The organism is Streptomyces sp. MMS24-W38, from assembly GCF_059889265.1.
On sequence record NZ_JCBCPP010000001.1, the window covers coordinates 2,931,649 to 2,951,968 of the forward strand.

Annotated in this window: 17 protein-coding genes and 1 pseudogene; 8 read left to right on the top strand and 10 right to left on the bottom strand. The window is 71.6% G+C overall.

Features of this window, described 5'->3' with window-relative positions; genetic code table 11:
* Positions 1 to 141 precede the first annotated feature (141 nt).
* The 6 genes from pyrE to AC6F7H_RS12095 all read right to left on the bottom strand — a co-directional run bounded on the left by pyrE (position 142) and on the right by AC6F7H_RS12095 (position 5,440).
* Positions 142 to 690, bottom strand: a complete 549-nt coding sequence (pyrE, locus tag AC6F7H_RS12070) for an orotate phosphoribosyltransferase (protein WP_384206954.1) — start codon at positions 688 to 690, stop codon at positions 142 to 144.
* 20 nt (positions 691 to 710) lie between these two features.
* The gene (locus AC6F7H_RS12075) at positions 711 to 1,535 is read right to left on the bottom strand and encodes an aldose epimerase family protein (protein ID WP_500756982.1); all 825 of its coding nucleotides are present in this window, start codon (positions 1,533 to 1,535) and stop codon (positions 711 to 713) included.
* Positions 1,536 to 1,606: 71 nt separating this feature from the next.
* Positions 1,607 to 2,491: an SRPBCC domain-containing protein gene (locus AC6F7H_RS12080; protein WP_500756984.1), complete on the bottom strand. Its 885-nt coding sequence runs from the start codon at positions 2,489 to 2,491 to the stop codon at positions 1,607 to 1,609.
* Positions 2,492 to 2,587: 96 nt separating this feature from the next.
* On the bottom strand, positions 2,588 to 4,198 hold the full coding sequence (locus AC6F7H_RS12085; RefSeq protein ID WP_500756985.1) for a polyamine aminopropyltransferase: 1,611 nt from the start codon (positions 4,196 to 4,198) through the stop codon (positions 2,588 to 2,590).
* Positions 4,199 to 4,288: 90 nt separating this feature from the next.
* Complete coding sequence (locus AC6F7H_RS12090) at positions 4,289 to 4,807, bottom strand: DUF2617 family protein (RefSeq protein WP_500756987.1); 519 nt, start codon at positions 4,805 to 4,807, stop codon at positions 4,289 to 4,291.
* A 378-nt stretch (positions 4,808 to 5,185) separates the two neighbouring features.
* Positions 5,186 to 5,440 carry a hypothetical protein gene (locus tag AC6F7H_RS12095; protein ID WP_500756989.1) on the bottom strand — a complete coding sequence of 85 codons (255 nt, stop codon included), beginning with the start codon at positions 5,438 to 5,440 and terminating at the stop codon, positions 5,186 to 5,188.
* Between the two features lie 207 nt (positions 5,441 to 5,647).
* Between AC6F7H_RS12095 and AC6F7H_RS12100 the strand changes: the two genes are divergently transcribed.
* A complete protein-coding gene (locus AC6F7H_RS12100) occupies positions 5,648 to 6,898 on the top strand; it encodes a hypothetical protein (protein WP_500756990.1) in 1,251 nt (416 codons plus the stop codon).
* Between the two features lie 267 nt (positions 6,899 to 7,165).
* Here AC6F7H_RS12100 and AC6F7H_RS12105 read toward each other — a convergent pair whose 3' ends face one another.
* The gene (locus tag AC6F7H_RS12105) at positions 7,166 to 8,302 is read right to left on the bottom strand and encodes a PP2C family protein-serine/threonine phosphatase (RefSeq protein ID WP_500756992.1); all 1,137 of its coding nucleotides are present in this window, start codon (positions 8,300 to 8,302) and stop codon (positions 7,166 to 7,168) included.
* A gap of 536 nt (positions 8,303 to 8,838) precedes the next feature.
* Between AC6F7H_RS12105 and AC6F7H_RS12110 the strand changes: the two genes are divergently transcribed.
* The 3 genes from AC6F7H_RS12110 to AC6F7H_RS12120 all read left to right on the top strand — a co-directional run bounded on the left by AC6F7H_RS12110 (position 8,839) and on the right by AC6F7H_RS12120 (position 10,724).
* On the top strand, positions 8,839 to 10,032 hold the full coding sequence (locus AC6F7H_RS12110; protein WP_500756993.1) for a pyridoxal phosphate-dependent aminotransferase: 1,194 nt from the start codon (positions 8,839 to 8,841) through the stop codon (positions 10,030 to 10,032).
* Positions 10,033 to 10,196: 164 nt separating this feature from the next.
* A complete protein-coding gene (locus AC6F7H_RS12115; RefSeq protein WP_037676836.1) occupies positions 10,197 to 10,454 on the top strand; it encodes a type II toxin-antitoxin system Phd/YefM family antitoxin in 258 nt (85 codons plus the stop codon).
* A gap of 9 nt (positions 10,455 to 10,463) precedes the next feature.
* Positions 10,464 to 10,724, top strand: a complete 261-nt coding sequence (locus AC6F7H_RS12120; RefSeq protein WP_067029017.1) for a Txe/YoeB family addiction module toxin — start codon at positions 10,464 to 10,466, stop codon at positions 10,722 to 10,724.
* Between the two features lie 69 nt (positions 10,725 to 10,793).
* Here the strand turns inward: AC6F7H_RS12120 and AC6F7H_RS12125 are convergent, their stop codons facing one another.
* Positions 10,794 to 12,965 (bottom strand): IS1096 element passenger TnpR family protein, encoded by a 2,172-nt coding sequence (locus AC6F7H_RS12125; RefSeq protein ID WP_500756995.1) that lies wholly within the window; start codon positions 12,963 to 12,965, stop codon positions 10,794 to 10,796.
* A 295-nt stretch (positions 12,966 to 13,260) separates the two neighbouring features.
* Between AC6F7H_RS12125 and AC6F7H_RS12130 the strand changes: the two genes are divergently transcribed.
* From AC6F7H_RS12130 to AC6F7H_RS12140, 3 genes and pseudogenes are all read left to right on the top strand, one after another.
* On the top strand, positions 13,261 to 16,104 hold the full coding sequence (locus AC6F7H_RS12130) for an SCO1167/SCO6262 family helicase (RefSeq protein WP_500761775.1): 2,844 nt from the start codon (positions 13,261 to 13,263) through the stop codon (positions 16,102 to 16,104).
* Positions 16,101 to 17,414 carry an SWIM zinc finger family protein gene (locus AC6F7H_RS12135; protein ID WP_500756997.1) on the top strand — a complete coding sequence of 438 codons (1,314 nt, stop codon included), beginning with the start codon at positions 16,101 to 16,103 and terminating at the stop codon, positions 17,412 to 17,414. Before AC6F7H_RS12130 ends, AC6F7H_RS12135 begins: the two co-directional genes overlap by 4 nt.
* 35 nt (positions 17,415 to 17,449) lie before the next feature.
* Positions 17,450 to 17,884: pseudogene (locus AC6F7H_RS12140) on the top strand (aminotransferase class I/II-fold pyridoxal phosphate-dependent enzyme); the annotation flags it as partial.
* A gap of 47 nt (positions 17,885 to 17,931) precedes the next feature.
* Here the strand turns inward: AC6F7H_RS12140 and AC6F7H_RS12145 are convergent.
* Both AC6F7H_RS12145 and AC6F7H_RS12150 read right to left on the bottom strand, forming a co-directional pair.
* Complete coding sequence (locus tag AC6F7H_RS12145; protein WP_500756999.1) at positions 17,932 to 18,282, bottom strand: hypothetical protein; 351 nt, start codon at positions 18,280 to 18,282, stop codon at positions 17,932 to 17,934.
* Positions 18,279 to 18,764, bottom strand: coding sequence for a prevent-host-death family protein (locus AC6F7H_RS12150; RefSeq protein WP_500757000.1), 486 nt, complete (start codon positions 18,762 to 18,764; stop codon positions 18,279 to 18,281). Before AC6F7H_RS12150 ends, AC6F7H_RS12145 begins: the two co-directional genes overlap by 4 nt.
* A gap of 313 nt (positions 18,765 to 19,077) precedes the next feature.
* Here AC6F7H_RS12150 and AC6F7H_RS12155 point away from each other — a divergent pair, with 313 nt between their 5' ends.
* A complete protein-coding gene (locus tag AC6F7H_RS12155) occupies positions 19,078 to 20,154 on the top strand; it encodes a serine hydrolase domain-containing protein (RefSeq protein ID WP_500757002.1) in 1,077 nt (358 codons plus the stop codon).
* The last annotated feature ends 166 nt before the right edge of the window (positions 20,155 to 20,320 follow it).

The window sequence follows — 20,320 nt, forward strand, 5'->3', positions numbered from 1 at the left end:
GCTGTCGGCCCTGACCTGGAACCTTGGATGCGACGTCATTGTCGGCCCCATCCTCCCAGACTTGCCCGGCTGGTCGACGGCGCAGGTCAAGTCGTTATGCCGGATGATGTCGGACGGAGAACCGGCTGGTCGGTCGCGACCTCAGTCCAGGCCGAGCTGGTCCTTGCCGAAGGCGAACAGGTACGGCACCCCGGCGCCCTCCTGGATCTTCTCGGCGGCGCCGGTCGCCCGGTCGACGATGGTCGCGACGGCCACCACCTCGGCGCCGGCCTCGCGCACGGCCTCGACGGCGGTGAGCGGGGAGCCGCCGGTGGTGGAGGTGTCCTCGACGACCAGGACCCGACGGCCCCTGATGTCCGGGCCCTCCACGCGCCGCTGCAGGCCGTGCGCCTTGGCCGCCTTGCGGACCACGAAGGCGTCCAGCCTCCGGCCGCGCGCGGCGGCGGCGTGCAGCATGGCGGCGGCCACCGGGTCGGCGCCCATGGTCAGCCCGCCGACCGCGTCGAACTCCAGCCCGTCGGTGAGGTCCAGCAGCACCTGGCCGACCAGCGGGGCGGCCTCGCCGTCCAGGGTGACGCGGCGCAGATCGACGTAGTAGTCGGCCTCGAGACCCGAGGAGAGGGTCACCTTGCCGTGCACCACGGCCTTGTCCTTGATCTGCTGCAGCAGTGCGCTACGTACCTCACTCATGGCAGCCAGGGTAGACGGCTTCAGAGCCTGCGCCAGGTCCAGGTGGTCGTGGCCTCCAGCGGCTCCAGTGGGGTGACCAGGCGCGGGTGGGTGTTCAGCCCGTCGGGCGGGCCGGTCTGCGGCTCCACACAGACGGCCTCGCGCTGTTCGTCGTAGACCACCACCCACTCCTCACGGCTGGTCACCTTCAGCTCCAGCCGCTCCGGCCAGGTGAGGGTGACGTCGACGCCGCCGGGCATACCGAAGCAGTCGTCCCAGGGGCCGGGCTTCGGATCGATCCGGTGGCCGGTGGGCAGGTGGTCGTCGCCCCGCTCCTCCTGCCACGCGGGCGTGAAGTCGATGCGTACGTCCGCCGCGCCCGCCGCGTCCGCCGTGCCTGCCGTGTCCGTGCCGCCGAGGACACGGTTGAACCAGGGGTGCCAGCCGATCTGCGCCGGGAAGGAGGACTCGTACGTCTCGACTGCCATGGCCAGGGTCAGGGAGTCCGCGCCGAGCGTGATCACCTGCGTCACCCGCCCGGAGTACGGCCAGGGCTCCCCGAGGTCGTACGTGATCGCGGCCTCGTTCCCGCTCGCTCGGGCGGTACGCCAGGCGGTGTCACGGGCGGTGCCGTGGATGGCGTTCGGCGGGGCGCTCAGCGGCATCTGGTGGACGGTGGCGCCGTTCCGGAACCGGCCGTCCCGGATCCGCCCGCACCAGGGAACCATCGGGAAGCACCCGTAGCGGTCGCCCTGGCGCAGCAGCTCGACGCCCCCGACCCGCAGTCCCGAGACCCGCCCGCCGTTTTCCGGCCGCACGGTGACCTCCGCGTCGCCCGCGGTCAGAGTGATGTCCTCGTTGCTCACGGGACGACCCTACTGGGGTGATCAAGAGGGCCTCCCGAGGTCCGGCCGGACCCGCGTGCCCCGGGGCGGGGTCAGCGGCGTCTGCGCAGTGCCCGCACGGCGACGACCGCCGAGGCCACCGCCAGGGCGGCCGCCGGGACGGCCCAGCGCAGGGGGGTGGCCGTGGAGACGGTCTGCGGGGCGGGGACGGGTGCGTAACGGCCCCGGGGCGGGGCGTGGTCCACCTCCTCGGCGCTGCGGCCGATCATCGTGCGCCGCGCGTGCGCCGCCTCGGCGACGGTGTCGTCGGCATCGTCGATGGCGTCGGCATCGTCGATGGCGTCGACACCGTCAACACCGACGACCTCGTCCACCTCGTCTGTGAGATCTGTGTCGTCCACCTCGCCCATGTCGTCCACGCCATCCCCGACGTCGTCCCCGGCCTCGCCCTGGGCCTCGGGGGCGAGGGACGGCAGGGGGGCCTCCGTGTCGAAGTCGGGGGCCGGTGCGGGGGCCGGAGGCTCGCCCGCGGGCGGCTCGGGTGCGGGGGGCTCCCCCGCCGCCGTTCCCAGGTTCTCCGCGAAACGGTTCAGTAGGCGGGCCACCGCCGACGCCACCGCGTCCGCCGGGAGCTCCGTGATCCGGCCGTCGGCCGTCGCCGTGCCGTCGACGGTGAGCCTGGCGCCGCCCTCCGCGGCCAGCGGGCGCAGCCGCAGCGCCAGTCTCACCGCGCCGGTGCCGCGCGTCTCGACTGCATCGCCCTCGACGGCGTAGGAACCGTCCTCGCGCCGGGAGACCCGTACGGAGCCCCGGTAGGTGATGGAGTGGCTGCCGACGCGGAACTTCAGCCGGCCTGCGACCGGATCCGCCCCGGCGTCGTGCTGGAGCCCCGGCACCGCGCGGGCGACCCGCTCGGGGTCGTCCAGCGCCTCCCTGAGCCGCTCCACCGGAACCGGAACGAACACCTCGTGCTCCATGACTGCGGAGCCTACCCATGGCGACGCCGGGCTGTATCCCCGTCGGTGCGAAAGGGCGGTACAGCGGTACATCGGTACATCGGGGGGCGAGCCGGCTCAGCGGGCGTACCTGGGGTGCAGCAGCGTCGACGGGGGCAGGCCGGGGACACGGGTGCGTGCGGCGGCTCGCGCGCCGGCCGCGAGGGAGCCGTCGGTAAGGATGCGCGGACGGGGGCCGGAGGGGTCCAGGCGCAGTTCTGGGACGGTGCGGGCGGCCAGGACGAAGCCCCGGTCTCCCCTGCTGTACGGGTTGGTGCGGAAGCCGGCCGAGCGGACCGTCGACTCCACCGTCCAGAACATCCGGGGCCGGGACACCACCGGCCCGGTGTGCACCACGAGCCGCCCGCCGGGCGTCAGGACGCGCCGGGCCAGGCCGTAGAACTCCTGCGAGTACAGCTTGGTGCTCTCGGTGACCTCCGGGCGCGGAAGGTCGGAGACCAGCACGTCGTACGCCGCCGGGGGCGCCCGGCGCAGCCAGGCGAAGGCGTCCGCGGTGCTGACGCGTACGCGCGGGTCGTCGAGGGCGTGGTCGTTCAACGCGGACAGGGCCGGGTCGCGGCGGGCCAGCCGTACGACGCCCGCGTCGAATGCGACGACGTCGACCCGCCGCACGGCGCGGTGGCGCAGCACCTCACGGGCGGCCAGTCCGTCGCCGCCGCCGAGGACGAGCACGCGCGCGTGCGGACCGGTCATCGCGGGGTGCGTGAGCGCCTCGTGGTAACGGAGTTCGTCCCGGCTGCCGGTCCGCAGCCGGCCGTCGAGGAACAGGTCCAGGGGCCGGCCGTCGAGGCCGCCGGTGAGCACCACTTCCTGCACGTCGGTCTGCAGGGCGACCCGGACGTCCGAGCCGTACATGGCGTGGCGGGCGGCCCGTTCGAAGTCGTCGACGAGGAGAACCGCCGAGGCGAGGACGGCCAGCACGCAGAGGTTGGCGATCAGCAGCAGTCGGCGGGCACGGCGGGTCAGATCCTGTCGGAAGAGTCCGAGCACCAGCGCGCCGCCGACCACCGTGTTGACCGCGCCGGTGATCAGCGTCCCCGTCAACTGGCCCAGGAACGGCAGGAGGAGGAAGGGGAAGGCGAGCCCGCCGACGAGAGCGCCGACGTAGTCCGCGGCGAACAGGTCAGCCACCGCTCCGCCCGCGTCCTGGCGGCGGATCCGCTGGATCAGCTCCATCAGCAGCGGCACCTCGGCCCCGATCAGCAGGCCGACGGCGAGGGAGAAGGCGACCAGCAGAACGTGCGGGCCGTGGGCCCACGGCCCGCCCCAGGACCCGGTCCAGGCGAAGACGGCGTACAAAGCCATCGCGCTGCATCCGCCGACCAGGGCGAGCGCGGCCTCGACGGCGCCGAAACCGGCCGCCGCGTGCCGGCGCAGCCGCTTGGCGGCCAGCGAGCCGATCCCCATGGCGAAGACCATGACGGACAGCACGACGGAGGCCTGGGTCACCGAGTCGCCCATCAGGTACGAGGCGAGCGCCACGAGTTCGAGCTCGTACACGAGTCCGCAGGCCGCGCAGACGAACACACCGGCGAGGACCAGGAACCGGCCGGTGCCCTGTCGCACCGGTAGCTTCAGCGCGCTGTCCGGGGGGCTGCCGCCGTTGCCTCCCGGCCTGTCCCGGGGTTGCGTGGGGCGGGGCGGGGCGGGGGCCTGCGGTTCGATCACCCCTGCGACGTTACGTTACACCTCCGGTGCGGACCGTCACCCACACGTGTGGTGTTTGTTTACCGCTGCGGGCGCCCGTCCCCGTGGTCCTCACACGGTTTCCCTCACCCGTGCACCCACCCTCGTCCGGGTCATCACCAACTGGCCGTCCTGGGGATAGGCGTGCCAGGTCCGCCAGTGGACCTGGTTCTCGTGGCGCTGGGCGAGCATCGCGGTGAACGCGTGCGGACTCCCGGGGAACACCCCGGCGAGACCGTGCGGATGGTCGGAGACCAGGGCGAGCAACTCCTGTGCGCGGCCCCCGAAGGAACCGGGGGAGAGCATCTCCACATGGGCGGCGAACTCGTACTCCCAGTCGCCCACCTGTTCGGCGACGCCCAGCGGAAGGGGCGTACTGCTGCCCGGAAGGCAGGCCACCGTCTCCGAACAGATCCCCCGATCCTCTTCCAGCAGCACCTGGTGGGACGCACCGAGAAGCCTCAACTGGACCTTGGACCCGGTCAGTTCGAGGTCGAGCGTGGCCAGCGCGGGAAGCGGCTCGCGCCCCAGGGCCCAGGCGAGGTCGGCCGCGCGCGTGTCGGTGTAGGAGGTGGTCAGAGTCGTGAGCATGAATCGGCTCCGCAAGCGGACAAGAAGGGGCAGGAGAAGGAGATGGAGGCACCGTCGCGCCCCGATCGCGCCGGGGAGTTCGGCCCGTCAGCCCGGTCGGCCGGTCGGAAAGGGGATCCGCAGGGAGTCCGAGGGCTGTGTCGGTGTTTTAGAGGGAATCACGAACTGTGGTGCTGCCACAGCGTTTTTACCCAACTTCGTGGGCTTTCCATCCCCTCGGGGGCTCTCCAGATCACCTGTTCAACCCAGCGCACTCCTGACACACACCTGGCGCGTACGCGGGCGCACACGCGGGTGCACAGCACGGTGGGGCCCGCCCCGGGCGCGGACCCCACCGTCGCGGACGCGTCATCCCCGTACAGAGGCAAGCCGCCCCCGTCAGCTGCCTCCACCGCATCCGCCGCCGCCCCCGCACGACGAACCGCCCCCGCAGGACGAACCGCCGGAGGACGAGTCACTTCCGCAGGACACCCCGTCGGAACTCCCCCCTGCCTCGCCGGCCCACCAACTGCCGCGCCGCTGCCCGGACGCCCCCGCCCGGCGGCCGGAAGTGCGCGCCGGTGCCACCGCGAACGCCTTGTACAGCACGAAGACCAGAGCGAAGAGCAGAACCAAGGTGATGCCGATGACCATGGCGCCACCGTCCTTTCGTCCCCGTGAATCCCCCGAAGCAGCCCCCCGTGGGTGCCTCTCTCACGCGTGTGGACGGGAGATGCCCGCTGCCCGCGCGGGCCAAAGCAGACTTGAGGAACTTCTGAGGGTCCGACACGGGGAGTGGCAGACTTCCGATCTGCCGTACCGGCGCGAGGGACGTCCGGGGGGGGCAGGAAGGTGTGGCCTGTGCACGGGCGGGTGCATGACGTGGTGTGGGGGACGGTGCGGGTGGTGTTGGCCGTCGTGCTGCTGGGGGCGGCGTGGCAGCTGGCACGGAGCGCGGAGCGTGATCGCTCTGCCGACCTCGACTTCCCACGCCTGGAGATACACGACGCTCAGGGGCGGGACACGGGCAGTCTGAAGGTGTGCGGGGACCGGTACCAGGAGCCGTTCTGCCTGCGGGCGGAGCATGTGACGGTGGACGAGGTACTGCTGAAGCTGAACAAGAAGAGCGGGGCCCGTTACCGGTTCGAGTTCGGCCGGTCCGGCGGGCGCACGCTGGCCCTCAAGCTGGACGTCGACTACGCGGACCAGGACCTTGTCGAAGCCGCCGGCAGGCACGGAAAGGCAACCCTGTACTGGTGGCGCGATTCGGTGCGGCTGCTGGATGTGTCGGCGGGCAGTGAACAGCGGACGCTGCGCACAGCGCACTACCCGGGCCGGGAGTTCGTACCCCCCGCCGCATTCGGGGCGGTCCTCGCCGGGCTGGGCGCGGCGGCCCTGTGGGCGGGGCTGTGGCGGATCGTGCGCGGGGGCGTGTCCCGGTTGAACTGGCCGTGGCAGACGACGGTGCCGGGGGTGGCCTTCACCCTGGCAGGGCTGGGTGGGGCCCTCGGCGCGCTGTTCGCGGTGCACGCGCCCTGGACGATGGCGTGGACCGCGGGTGTCGTGGGTGCGGTGAGCGCGGTGGGCATGGCCTGCTGGGCGTACCGGTTGGTGCGGCGCAGGCTGCCGGCACCGGAGCGGATGGAGCCCGTCGCGCCGGTGACCGAGCGCCGCTTCCTGGGCACCGTGTGGGGACCGGGCCCGTGGCAGATGCTGTCGATGGGGTGGCTGCGGACCGGCCCGCAGGGACTTGCCGCCGTATCCGGACCGGCCTCGGGTACCGGCAGCTTCGGGGTGCGGCCCTTCCCCGGGGCTCTGCGCCTGGTCCGGGTGCGGCCACCGCACCGGGACGACCCGCTGCGGCTGCGGTTCGGCCGCTACCGGCGTACGGACGGGGCGGAGGAGCCACAACTCGCGCTCGTCGCCGAGTGCGAGGCCCTGGACGGACCGGTGCCCGGCGCGCGAGTGCTGATCGGCGCGGGCAGCGAGGACCTGCCTCACGTGCTCGGCGCACTGTCCGCTGCCACGCCGCCCCCGCTTTCCGTGCCCTCCGCCCCCGGCCAGGACAGCCAGGTCAGCCAGGACGGCCAGGCGCGTCGTAGGCGGCAGTGAACGTGGGGCCGAATCCTGTCGGGGCTGGGAGAAATCCGGGAGAAGATCTTCTCCCGGATGCCCACAGCGACCGAGCTGGACCGAGTCGGTCGGCTGACACCGACGGCCGACACCGACAGGCGGGGACGGCAACGGTCAGCACCGGACCTGGACGGAGCACCAGCCGGGGGCTCCTGCCAGTCGACCGACGTTGACGGCTCCCCACCATCGACCTGAAATCTGCGCCCGGCGCAGGCTGCCGTCCTTCAGCTGATGGTCGGCAGCCCGTCAGCCGACCGGGCCGTTGAGACTCCGCTGCCGTCGTTTCCACGGTCCACCGACCTGCGGTGCGACGGAGGGGTCTCGTCCAACGCTGCCGACCGGGACACGTGTGATCGCGAGGGCCGCGGCATCGTCTTCGAGTTCTTCGGTGTGCCGGAACAGAGCGGCGAGCATGGCGTCCAGCACGACCCCGGGGTTTGAGGGAAGGGGGCCGGTCAGCGGGGGGACGGGGTCGAAGAAGGTGCCGTTCCGGTCGCGGGCTTCGATGATGCCGTCGGTGAACATCACGAGCGTGGCGCCGGGCGGCCACTCGAACTCGTCCACCGGAACCTCGGGCCCGGCCAGGTCGCCCAGGCCCAGCGGCAGTGACGGCTCCTTTGGCTCCAGGACGGTCACCTTGCCCTCGTGGACCATCAGCGGCGCCGGGTGGCCCCGGTTCGCCATGCGCAGCACGGAATGGTCGGGGGAGATCTCGACGAGAACGGCAGTGACGAAGTCTTCGTACGTCGCATCGTCCTGGCGGCTCTTGACATCCTGCAACTGAACTTCCACGCCCCGGACGACGTCGGGCAGGCCCGGCAGCTGAAGGGCCGTCGCGTGGAAGGAGCCCAGCAGGGTGTTGACCAGGGTGACCGCCCGCATGCCCTTGCCGCGGACATCGCCGATCACCATGCGGAGGCCGTAGGGGGTGTCGTGGACCGCATAGAGGTCGCCGCCGATCAGGGCCTCTTCCTGGGCCGCCCGGTACCGGGCGGCGACGGCCAGTCCTCGGACACGGTCGGGCATGGCCGGCAGCACCGCGCGCTGGACGGCCTCCGCCACCTGACGGGACGTTCTCAGCTGCTCCCGCTCGCGTGCGAACATCCGGTTGAGGAACGCCGCGACGACCGTCAGGATGGCGATGGTCGAGAGCCCGATGAGATCCGAGCGGGTGGAAAAGATCGGGCTCTCGCGAAGACCTAGGAGCAGCCCGACCAGGCAGGCCGCCACACCGCTGGCGACCGTCCAGGCCAGGGAGAGCATCGGTGCCGCGATCACGGAGACAGCCGCCAGGAGGGGGAAGGTGTTGACTTCCGGCCAGGCGAGGTCAACGACGACCGCGGCGAGGAGCACGGCGGCAGGCAGGCACCGGGACCACCGCATTTCCCTGGAGGCGCGTTCGTGCCGGTACCGCTCCATCCATCTGGCCCTCGGGTCGTCCCGTACCGTTCCGGGCTCCAGTTTCCGGCATGTCCCGGTCCGGGGCCACCGCTGGGGCCCTTCGCCGGTGACGGACTCCTTGGGCGGCGATCACGGCCCGCGTGCCACATGTGTGACAGGCCAAGCGGTCGGTCACGGTCGACGCGGGCGTCCGGAAGCAGCGGGGCCGAGCTTCGGCCATACCCAGGTGGCAGGCCGGGTGACCGGCGAAGACACCTCGTAGATCACCACCGGGCTTACGGGGCAGCGGTCAGTACGTCGTGGTTGCTGTACAGCGGTCGAGTACAGCAACCACCGCGACCGCGGTCGACCGTCGGTGACTCCAGGCGGCCGACTGGCCGGGCCGTCTCCGGGCCGTCCGAGGGCGGCCGACGACGACAGATGACGGCCCCTTCCCCTGCTCAGCGATGGTGGTTCAGGTACGGCGCAGGTGCCCATCGATGAAGCAGTGTTGAGGAACTCCGGAGGTTCGGCGCAGGATGACCGGCATGACCTCCAGCGCGCGCCCCCTCCTGAACCGCCGGCTCGCCGAGTTCGGGACCACGATCTTCGCGGAGATGTCCGCCCTGGCCCTGCGGACCGGTTCCATCAACCTCGGCCAGGGTTTCCCCGACACCGACGGCCCCGAGGAGATCAGGGAGGCGGCGGTGCGGGCGCTGCGGGACGGCCGCGGCAACCAGTACCCGCCCGGCCCCGGCGTCCCCGAGCTGCGCACCGCGATCGCCGCGCACCAGCGGCGCCGCTACGGCCTGTCCCTCGACCCCGACACGGAGGTCCTGGTCACCGCGGGCGCCACCGAGGCGATCGCCGCCGCGCTGCTCGCGCTGCTGGAACCCGGCGACGAGGTGATCGCCCTGGAGCCGTACTACGACTCGTACGCGGCCTGCGTCGCCATGGCGGGCGCCACCCGCGTGCCGGTCACCCTGCGCCCGCGTGAGGGCCGTTTCCGCCTCGACCTCGACGAGCTGCGCGACGCCGTCACCGACCGCACCCGCCTGCTGCTGATCAACACCCCGCACAACCCGACCGGCACCGTCCTCACCCGCGAGGAGCTGTCCGCGATCGCCGCGCTGGCGGTGGAGCGCGACCTGCTGGTGGTCACCGACGAGGTGTACGAGCACCTGGTCTTCGACGACGCCGTACACGTACCGCTGGCGACCTTCCCGGGCATGCGGGAGCGCACGGTGACCATCTCCAGCGCGGGCAAGACGTTCTCCTTCACCGGCTGGAAGGTCGGCTGGGTGACGGGCACGCCCGCGCTGGTGACGGCGGTCCGCTCGGCCAAGCAGTTCCTGACCTACGTCTCCGCGGGCCCCTTCCAGTACGCCGTCGCCGAGGCCCTGTCGCTGCCGGACGCGTACTACACCGAGCTGCGCGCGGACCTGCGCGCCAAGCGGGACCTGCTGGCGACGGGCCTGACGGAGGCGGGCTTCGACGTCCTCCGACCGGCCGGCACCTACTTCATCACCGCCGACATCCGCCCCCTCGGCGAAACCGACGGCGAGACCTTCTGCCTCGCCCTCCCGGAACGCGCCGGCGTCGTCGCCATCCCCACCTCGGTCTTCTACGACCACAAAGAGGCCGGGACACCCTACGTCCGCTTCGCGTTCTGCAAACGCGTCGATGTGCTGGCAGGCGCGACGGAACGGCTCCGCAAGGCGTTCGAGCACTGACTTGCCGCCCTGCGGGGCCGGTCGTTGCATTCCTCGTTGCCTGCCGCACCTCACCCGCCCGGAACTTTCGCGCCGTCGGCCGCCCGGTCGCGGTCGTCATTCCGGTGTTTGCCGCACCACAGGGATCGACGTACAATTTCCTGTACGTAGAAGGAGGGTCGATCGTGAAGACCATGACGTACTCCGAGTCGCGCGCACGGTACGCCGAGGTGCTCAACTCCGTCACCGACGACCGCGAGGAGGTCGTCATCACCCGGGCCGGACATGAGCCGGTCGTCATCGTCTCCCTCGAGGACTACGAGTCCCTGAAGGAGACGGCGTACCTGCTGCGAAGCCCGGCGAACGCCCGACGCCTGCTCGCGTCCATCGACGAGCTGGAAAACGGCGGCGGCACCGTACGCGAGCTGGCGACCGACGAATAAGAGCCGCGAATGAAGATCACCTTCTCCTCCCGCGCCTGGGAGGACTACCTGTGGTGGCAGCTTCAGGACCGGAAGATCCTGAAGCGCATCAATACGCTCATCGCGGACATTGCCCGGAACGGCAACGAGGGGATCGGCAAACCGGAACCGCTCAAGCACGGATTCCAGGGCTACTGGTCGCGCCGCATCAACGACGAACACCGACTGATCTACAAGGCCACCGAGGACGGCGTCCTGATCGCACAGTGCCGCTACCACTACGAGAGCTGACAGAACCCAGGGATCGGGCACAGCCCCTGCCGGCACCATCGTCGCTCAGCGCTCACCCGTGCCGGCACCTCATCGTCGGCGCCGGGATCCGACTTTGGTCGCGGACCGGCGCAGCCGCTTGGCAAGCGCCTTGTCCCGATCCCTCAGCTGTCGACCTGCCGCTTCCAGGACGGCCCCGGTGGCGGGATGGTCGCAGCGCCACAGATCGTCGGCGGCCTGCTCCAGAAGGGGCAGCACCATGTCCTCCTCCTGGTCCAGGAACGCGGCAAGCGCCTCGTCCGCTACGCCCAGCGGGCCCCACAGATGGTCCACGAGCCCCCACAGTTGGAGTTCCCGACCCTGCCCCTCGGGGATCTCACCACGACCGGCCAGCGCGATCGCCGCGGTCTCGGCGCAGCCGGGGACCTGTGAGGCCGCGGCTTTACGCAGGACGGCGAGCGCCTTGGGCTCATCGAGTTCTGCGAGCACCGGCGGGGCGGCCAGGCGGCGGAGGGCCGCATCGGCCTCCAACCCGGCGCAGGCGTCGATGAGCTGTACAGCGGCCGAGCCCTGGCCCCGATGGCTGATCCATCCGGTGATCTCGGCGTGGGCGGCGTCCTGGTCGTAGTCGAGCAGGGCGTCCAGCAGCGTCGGGGCGTCGGCGTCGGCCAGTTCGCCGATCAGCGGGGCCTGGAATCCCTCGGCGAGCAGGTACTCGCGCAGTCCGTGGCGTCCCAGTGGCGTGAGCATGAGCCGTGCCCCGACCGGCGGAGTGCCGTCGCTGTCTTCGGTGCTCGCCTCGATGCCGAGGATGCCGAGGAGGATGTGATCGCGCTGCCGGTTCGTCTCCGGGCCGGTCTCGACCTCCGCTGCCTGGTACTCGGTGAGGATGAGGGCCGCCTGGTCGAGGATCTGCAGGAGGAACAGCTCGACCAGCCGTGCCTCCTGCTTCGGGAGGCCCTCGCGGAGTGCGCCGACGAGCAGCGCCGGGTCCAGCCATTCGCCGTCGGGAACCTCGTACAGTGCCCGCAGCACCACCGCTGCCAAGCCGTCGCCGTCCTCGTCCTGCATGCCCAGCGCGGCCGGCAGCCACGGAGGCAGACCGAGGTTCTCGAGCTCGTTCAGGGCGTCGAGTTCGTCCTCGAGCGCCTGACACCAGATCTTCAACACTCCCTCGTCCCCTGCGGTGGCGGGCAGGTCGGCACCGGGACGGGCGGTGCCCGCGCTGATCCCCACCAGGTCCGTGTACAGAGCGAGCTGCCAGGGACCGTCCAGGCAGGCCAGGTCGCCAGAGCTGCGCAGGCGGGCCAGCCGCTCGTCGCGCTCCGCGGGCCGCAGTGCTCTCAGCTCGTCGTCCTGGGCCCACAGCTCGAGTTCCTGGACAGCCAGGCGGCCCAGTGCGGGCTTGAGCACGTCCCGGGACGTGACGGCTCGTCCGCCCTGGCACCAGTGGGCCAGGCGGAGCGCTGAGGCGATCAGCGGAACCTGCCGGGCGGCTGCGGCGAGCTCCGCGCGCGGTGCCAGGGAGACGGGTCGCACCGGGACGAGCTCCACGGCGAGGTCCTCGTCGTACTCGTCGTCGTGGACCTCGCCGCAGGAACAGCGCCGCCCGGTGGAAGCGGCTTCGGCCAGGCTGGGCTTTCCCCGCTGTGCCGGGGTGGCCGCGGGCGGCCGCGGGTCCAGTTCGGCCAGTTCCCGGTCCAGGGCGTCACGGTCGAAGCAGGCGGGGTCGAACCCCTCCTCGCGCAGGGTTTCGACCAGGTCGGTCCATGGCTCGGGGGCCGGTGCGCCACCGTCCACGACGGCGTCGAGTACGGCCTGCAGCCCCCAGGCGCCGCCGGTGTCCTCGGCATAGGGCATGGCGCGGCGTCCACCGGTGCAGCGGACGCGTCGGTCGGGGGTGGAGGCGGGGAGGGTCTTCTCCAGGGTGATCCGGTGCCGCCAGTCGTCACCGAAGTCGTAGGTGTACTCCAGCCGGCCGCCTTCGCAGGGCAGTACCTCGGCCACGGTCACGGACTCCTCGTCGGCGTCGCGGAGAGGATCGTGGTCCAACGGGCCGTCGAAGTCGACGAACTGGTGACCGGAGGAAGGTTCGGTGAAGGAATGCAGGTGCGAGTCGTCCCAGCCGAAGCATGCCTGGATGATGTCGTGCAGGCAGCCGAGCGAGGTGTCGGCGGGCAGGGTGACCCGGCGCCAGATCGGCGGGCTGGTGTCTCGCAGAACAATCTTCAACTGGTAGGTCGGCACGAGCTTGGCGGTCACGGCGAAGGGTTCCCTCAAGGCGGAGACGGATTCCGACACCGATGAGAGGCCACAACCGCAAAGGTGTCGCGGCCGTCTCTGCTGGGTGCCGGTGGCATCTTCCCGCACTGCGCCGAGTGAGCGAAGCACTTCTGGCACGCGCTGCCCGTCTGCGGGGATAACCTTGACCCGCCGAGGGCTCGCGGGTGACCCGCGCCCTTCCGAACAGTTGCAGGAGCCTGGGCCAGGAGTGGGCGTAGTAGCGAAGGTTCACCCGTCGGCGGAGCACGAGTCGACAGCTCCGGACCGGGAACGGATGGTCGCCTGGCTGCCGGAGCTCGCCCGGGGCGAGGCGGTGTTCCTTCCCGCGGATCCGCCCCGGATGGGACGGATGGCGTTCTGGACGCCCGGGAGTGAGCCGCCGGACCTCGGGGTGGAACCCGAGGAACTCACCGTGGTTCGCCCGCACGGTTCGTCCGTGCGCCGGGCGCGGGTGGTCGCCGCACTGCTGCCGGTGGAGCAGGCGCTGCCGCTGTTGACCCGCTGCCGGGCACTCGGTGCGGACGGCAGTGGGCGGGCGTCGGCCGGTACCGCGTTCTGGGGCACGGCGGCCCTGCTGGGATTGCAGTTGCTCGCCCGGGGCCGGATGCTGCCCGGGGTGTCGCCGGAAGGATTCGACGCGTGGCGGATCGGCCCGCTGGACACCGAGGACCACGAGTGGCTGGCTTCCCTGGCCGCCACCATGCCTCCCTGGGCCCGCTCGGTCGCAGTTCCCGGGCTCTCCCCCCTCACGCTTCCGGCGGCCGAGCCGCTGCTGCGGGCCTTCCTGGACGCCGTGGCCGATTCCCTCGCCCGCCCTCCCGCCGCCCGCCAGGTGACCGGCGGACCGGCGTTCGCGGTCCGAGCTCCGCAGTCCGTGCCCGAGCAGCGAGGCTGGGCGGCGGAGGTCGCCGCCGGCCGCGACGCAGGTCTGGCGGTGTCGCTGCGACTGGAACTGGGCCGCGCGGACTCCTTCCGAGCCGTGCTCCAACTGCGCAGCCTGGCCGATCCCACGGTGCTCGCCGACGCCGCGGACCTGTGGTCCGGCAGGGCCACCGCCCCCGAACTGTTCGGTCCACGGGCCAAGGTGGACACGCTGCTGACGCTGCGCCGGGCCGCCCGCGCCTGGCCCCCGGCCGGCCGGATGCTGGACTCCGCCGCCCCGGCCGGTCTGGAGCTGTCCGACGAGGAGGCCCAGTCGCTGCTGGGCGACGCGGCCGAAAGCCTTGCCGCCGCCGGCGTCGCCGTGCACTGGCCCAAGGAGCTGGTACGCGAACTGACCGCCTCCGGCGTCCTGGAACCCGTACGCCGCCGGGGGACGCAGTCCTCGGCCGCGTCCTTCCTGTCCTCCGGCGGGCTGCTGGACTTCCGCTGGCAGGTCGCCCTCGGGGACCAGGAGCTCACGGAGGAGGAGCTGGAGCGGCTGGTCCAGGCGCACCGGCCGATCGTGCGGCTGCGCGACCAGTGGGTGGTCGTGGACCCGGAGCTGGTCCGCCGGCTGCGACGGACCGCGCAGTCCAGGACGACCTCGCTCACCCCCATCAACGCCTTGGGCGCCGCGCTGACCGGCAGCGTCGAGGTGGACGGCGAACAGGTGGCGGTCACTGCGAGCGGCGTACTGGAGGAGCTGCGCTCCCGGATCGCCGCCCCCGAGGATCACGCCGCGCGCGAGCCCCAGGGGCCGCCGAAAGCCCTGGCCGCGTCGCTGCGCGACTACCAGCTGCGCGGCCTGAACTGGCTGCACCGGATGACCTCGCTCGGCCTGGGCGGCTGCCTCGCCGACGACATGGGCCTGGGCAAGACCGTCACTCTGATCGCTCTCCATCTGCGTCGCCAGGAACGGAAAACCACCGCCGGCTCCACCCTGGTGGTCTGCCCCGCCTCGCTGCTCGGCAACTGGGAACGCGAGATCCAGCGCTTCGCACCGGCCACCCCGGTGCGCCGTTTCCACGGCCCCGGCCGCGACCTGGCCGGTCTCGACGGCGGAGCGGACGGCGGCTTCGTCCTGACCACCTACGGGACCATGCGCCGCGACACCGAACGCCTCACCGAGCAGCCGTGGGGTCTGCTCGTCGCCGACGAGGCCCAGCACGTCAAGAACCCGCACGCGCTCACCGCCCAGGCCCTGCGCCGGATCCCCTCGCGGGGGCGGGTCGCGCTGACCGGCACCCCGGTCGAGAACAACCTGTCCGAACTGTGGTCACTGCTCGACTGGACCACCCCCGGCCTGCTCGGCACGCTCACCTCCTTCCGTGACCGCTACGCCACGGCCGTCGAGGGCGACCGCGACGAACAGGCCGCCCGGCAGCTGGCCGCGCTGGTCGGCCCTTTCCTGCTGCGCCGGCGCAAGGCCGACCCCGGCATCGCGCCCGAACTGCCGCCCAAGACCGAGACCGACCAGCCAGTGTCCCTGACAAAGGAGCAGGTCTCGCTGTACGAGGCGCTGGTACGCGAGCTCATGGCCGAGATCGAGGAGAAGCAGGGCATCGCCCGGCGCGGCCTGGTGATGAAGCTCCTCACCGGCCTGAAGCAGATCTGCAACCACCCCGCGCAGTTCCTGAAGGAACCCGCGAACGTCAAGCTCCCGGGCCGCTCGGGGAAACTGGAACTCCTGGACGAACTCCTGGACACCGTCCTGGCCGAGGACGGGTCGGCCCTGGTCTTCACCCAGTACGTGGCCATGGGCACGCTGATCGAGCGCCACCTGGCCGACCGCGGTGTGGACACCCTGTTCCTGCACGGCGGCACCACGGTCAAACGCCGCGAGGAGATGGTCGACGCCTTCCAGACCGGCGAGAAGAAGGTGTTCCTGCTGTCCCTCAAAGCCGCCGGGACCGGTCTGAACCTGACCCGGGCCGGACACGTCATCCACTACGACCGCTGGTGGAACCCGGCCGTGGAGGACCAGGCCACCGACCGCGCCTACCGGATCGGACAGACCCAGCCGGTCCAGGTGCACAAGCTGATCGCCGAGGGCACCGTGGAGGACCGGGTCGCCGAGATGCTCCGGCAGAAGCGGGAACTGGCCGACTCGGTGCTCGGCTCGGGCGAGGCGGCGTTCAGCGAACTGAGCGACAGCGAACTGGCCGAACTGGTCACACTGCGAAAGACGGGACGATGACCAGGCGTAGTCGGCCGGGCAAGTCGGCCGCCCGTACCTTCGAGGCACTCCCGCCGGCCAAGGGCAGCCGTGCACCCTTCGCCGAGTCCTGGTGGGGCCGCGAATGGCTACGTTCCCTGGAGGAGTCCTCCCTGGACTCCGGCCGCCTTTCGCGCGGCCGGACCTACGCGCGCGGCGGCGCGGTCGGACCGGTCACCGTCGCTCCCGGCTCGGCCGCCGCCCCGGTGCAGGGCAGCCGCCGCACCCCGTACCGCTCCACGGTCCAGGTCGAGCAGCTGACGGATCGGCAGTGGGACCAGTTGCTCGACATGATCGCCGAGCGTGCCGCCAACATCGCCGCGCTGTTGGACGGCGAGATGCCCACCGGGCTCGCCGACGACGCCGCAGCCGCCGGTGTCCCGCTGCTGCCCGGCCCCCGGGACCTCGACCCCGAGTGCAGCTGCCCCGACTGGGGCTACCCTTGCAAACACGCCGCCGCCCTCTGCTACCAGGTCGCCCGACTCCTGGACCGCGACCCCTTCGTGCTGCTGCTCCTGCGGGGTCGCGGCGAGCGGGAGCTGATGGACGAGCTCGGCCGCCGCAACACCGCCCGCGCCTCCGCTGAAGCCGCCGCGTCCGCAGCGACCGCAGGCGCGGCTCCGACCGCGCTCCCGGCCCGGCCCGGTGATCCAGCCGGGCCCGCCTTCGCCTCCCGTACCGCGCTACCGCCCCTGCCCGGCCCGCCGCCGCTCCCCGATCGGCCCGGCCGCGGCCCCTCGCTGGTGGATTCCGCCGTCCCGGAGCCCGGTGTGGACCCGGCCGCCCTGGAACTGCTCGCCGTCGACACCGCGACGCGTGCCCATCACTTCCTCGCTGGAGCTCTCGGTGCGCGGCACGCCGATACCGCCCCACCCGCCCCGCTCACCGAATGGCAGGACGCCGTCCGTCTCGCCGCCACTCACCCCACCACGGACGTCTTCGCCAGGATCGCCTCGAACTACGGCCGCACCCCCAGCGAACTCGCAGCCGCCACCCGTGCGTGGCGATACGGCGGCGCAGCATCCCTGGACGTACTGGAAAGCCCCTGGAACCCACCCGCCTCCCGCCTGGAACGCGCCCGCGAGGCGCTGCGCGCAGACTGGGCCGACGGCAGACCACCCCGGCTCCGCTCCTGGCGCAACCGCTGGACCGTCGAGGGCCGCGACAGCCAACTGCGGCTGGGCCGCGACGGACTGTGGTACCCGTACACCAAGGACCGAGGCACCTGGTGGCCGGCCGGACCACCCGACGCCGACCCTGCCGTCGTCCTGACCGCCCTCCTCGCGACCTGACCCGCGCCGCGGGCCAGTAGGTGTACGAATAAGGAGTGGCCTGGGTGACGGGCACGCCCGCGCTGGTGACGGCGGTCCGCTCGGCCAAGCAGTTCCTGACCTACGTCTCCGCGGGCCCCTTCCAGTACGCCGTCGCCGAGGCCCTCGCCCTGCCGGACGCGTACTTCGACGACTTCCGCGCCGACCACCGGCGCAAGCGCGACCTGCTGGCGAAGGGCCTGAGCGCCGCCGGCTTCGAGGTCTACCAACCCCGGGGCACGTACTTCATCACCACCGACATCGCCCCCTTCGGCGAGAAGGACGCCTACGCCTTCTGCCGCGCCCTCCCCGAACGCTGCGGCGTCGTCGCCGTCCCCAACTCCGTCTTCTACGACGACCCGGAAGCCGGCCGCAGCCAGGTCCGCTTCGCCTTCTGCAAAAAGGACGAGGTCCTGGAAGCAGCAGCCACCCGCCTCGCCCGGCTCGGCTGACGCCAGTACAACCGCCCCCTCCTTGCAGCCACTTGGGGTGACGGGGGCTACTCAGTGTCTTTCGGGTGTCGCGTGGAGGCGTACACCAGGTTTACGGTCGAGATCTCCGGGCTGACCAGGTAGCGGACCCGGCCGCCACTGGTGATCTCGTACTCCCACTGTTCCAGCTGGGAGCCTTTCCATTCCTTGCTCGCGTGCCTGCCGCGCAACTGGTGCTGGCGGTTCCAGTTGGCCCGCGACAGCGGGTCTGTGCGAAGGGCTTCCAGACAGCGGTGCGCGTTCGCTAACGCCACCCGGCACAGTTCCTCCCAACCCGTCGCGGCCTCGGTCGTCCCGTAGACGACGTTCCAGCCGCTCAGCGGTGGGACGCTTACCCGGTCGCCCTTCTTGGGACTCACTCGCGCACCTCGACCGGGCCGAAGTCCACGTCACCGAGCGGGCGGAGTGCTCCCCTGAGCTGGTCAGGGTCGGCGTTGATACGGGCAGTCGCCCGCCACGAAACGATTGCCCGGTGAACAGCCTCCCTGGCACCCAGTTCAGCGGCGTCGGACAGCGCGTCCATGAGCTCGACGGTGAATTCCCGGACTTCTTCGTCGTCCAGGTGACGCACCCACGGGAACACCTCGGGCAGCGCGAGCAGAAGCGACCTGGCACCGTCCGCCTGCTTCATCAGAGCCAGGAACAGCCGGGACGCAGTGGTCAGGTTCTCCTCGGTGCGCTCCGCGTGTACGGCCGTGGTCAGCACCATGTCGGGCGCGTCCCGGTGCGTGACGCGCAGACACCCCAGAGCAGCAGCCCTGGCTGCCACGGCCTTCGGGTTCCGGGACAGGTCTGTGAACGTGACGGCTTCCGATTCGGACGCCGAGCGCGCGATAGCCATACTCAGACCATACTCTGACTGCAATCTGACTTCTACCCCGAAAGGCGCGGAAGCACAGACGGATGCCCTACCGCGCTGTGGTCGAGGTCCCCCGGGAACCGCGCGAGCACGGTTCTGGTTTCTTCCGGGCACTGTCCACCCCGGTGGCACCCGATGCGGCGGGGGGTTGGCTGGATAGGCGGTGGAACCTTGTCGTTCCTAGCCTCGGGGCATGGTTCTTCGTCGATTGTCGTTGTCCGCCGCTGTGCTGGCGCTGGCCCTGTCTGCCGTCCCGCCCGCGGCGGCCTCGCCACCCGCGCCACGCCCTTCCGCCGTGAGCCGGTCCGTGCAGCAGGACGCCGACGCGCTGCGCGACGCCGGGGTCACGGGGGTCTCGGTCCGCCTGGAGACGCACCGGGGAACCGTCACCGCCCGCTCCGGTGTGGGGGACCTGGTCAGCGGCCGCCCGGTTCCCGAGGACGGCCATCTGCGTCTGGGCAGCGTCACCAAGACGTTCGTCGCGACCGTCGTGCTGCAACTGGTGGACGAGGGGCGACTGTCGCTCGACCGGACCGTGGAGCGATTACTGCCCGGAGTAGTGGCCGGCGCCGGCAACGACGGTCGTACGATCACGCTCCGCGACCTGCTGCAGCACACCAGCGGGCTGTACGACTACACGGCCGACGTGTACCCCGACCCGAGCGCCGAGACGTACTACGCCCGTCGGTGGCACGCCTACCGGCCCGCACAGCTGACCGCCCTGGCCATGCGCCACGAGCCCGCCTTCCCACCGGGGACGGACTGGGAGTACTCCAACACGAACTATGTCCTCGCCGGGATGATCATCGAGAAGGTCACCGGCCGCTCCTGGGAGCAGGAGGTCCGCGACCGCGTCCTGCGCCCCCTCGGGCTGCGGCACACGGACATCCCCGGTACCCGGCCCTTCCTGCCGCAGCCGCACGCGGCCGACCACCAGCAGTTCACCCCGGACGGCCCGATGGTCGACACCACGATCCCCTACCGTCCCTTCGACCTCGGGGCCGACGGAGCGATGACCGGCACGGCCCGCGACCTCAACCGCTTCTTCACCGCCCTGACCCGCGGACGGCTGCTGGAACCCGTCACCCTCTCCGCCATGCGGACCACTGTCCCGGTGCCCCGGGACAGCGGTCACCCCGCGGGCACCCGAAGCGGCCTGGGGCTGTTCTTCACGCCCTTGTCCTGCGGCGGCGGTTACCTCGGTCACGGGGGAAGCGGATTCGGCTACCTCGTCCGGGCCGCCACCACGACGGACGGCCGTCGCAGCATCACCGTCTCCACGCACAGCCGCCCGGGAGACCCGGACACGGCGGCCCGCCAGGAGGACATCCTGCGTGACCTCGTCGACCGCGCCCTCTGCGGCTCCGGGTGAGGAGCGTCGGACAGCGGGTCTGCGGGTCTGCGGGTCTGCGGGTCTGCGGGTCTGCGGGTCTGCGGGTCTGCGGGTCTGCGGGTCTGCGGGTCTGCGGGTCTGCGGGTCTGCGGGTCTGCGGGTCTGCGGGTCTGCGGGTCTGCGGGTCTGCGGGTCTGCGGGTCTG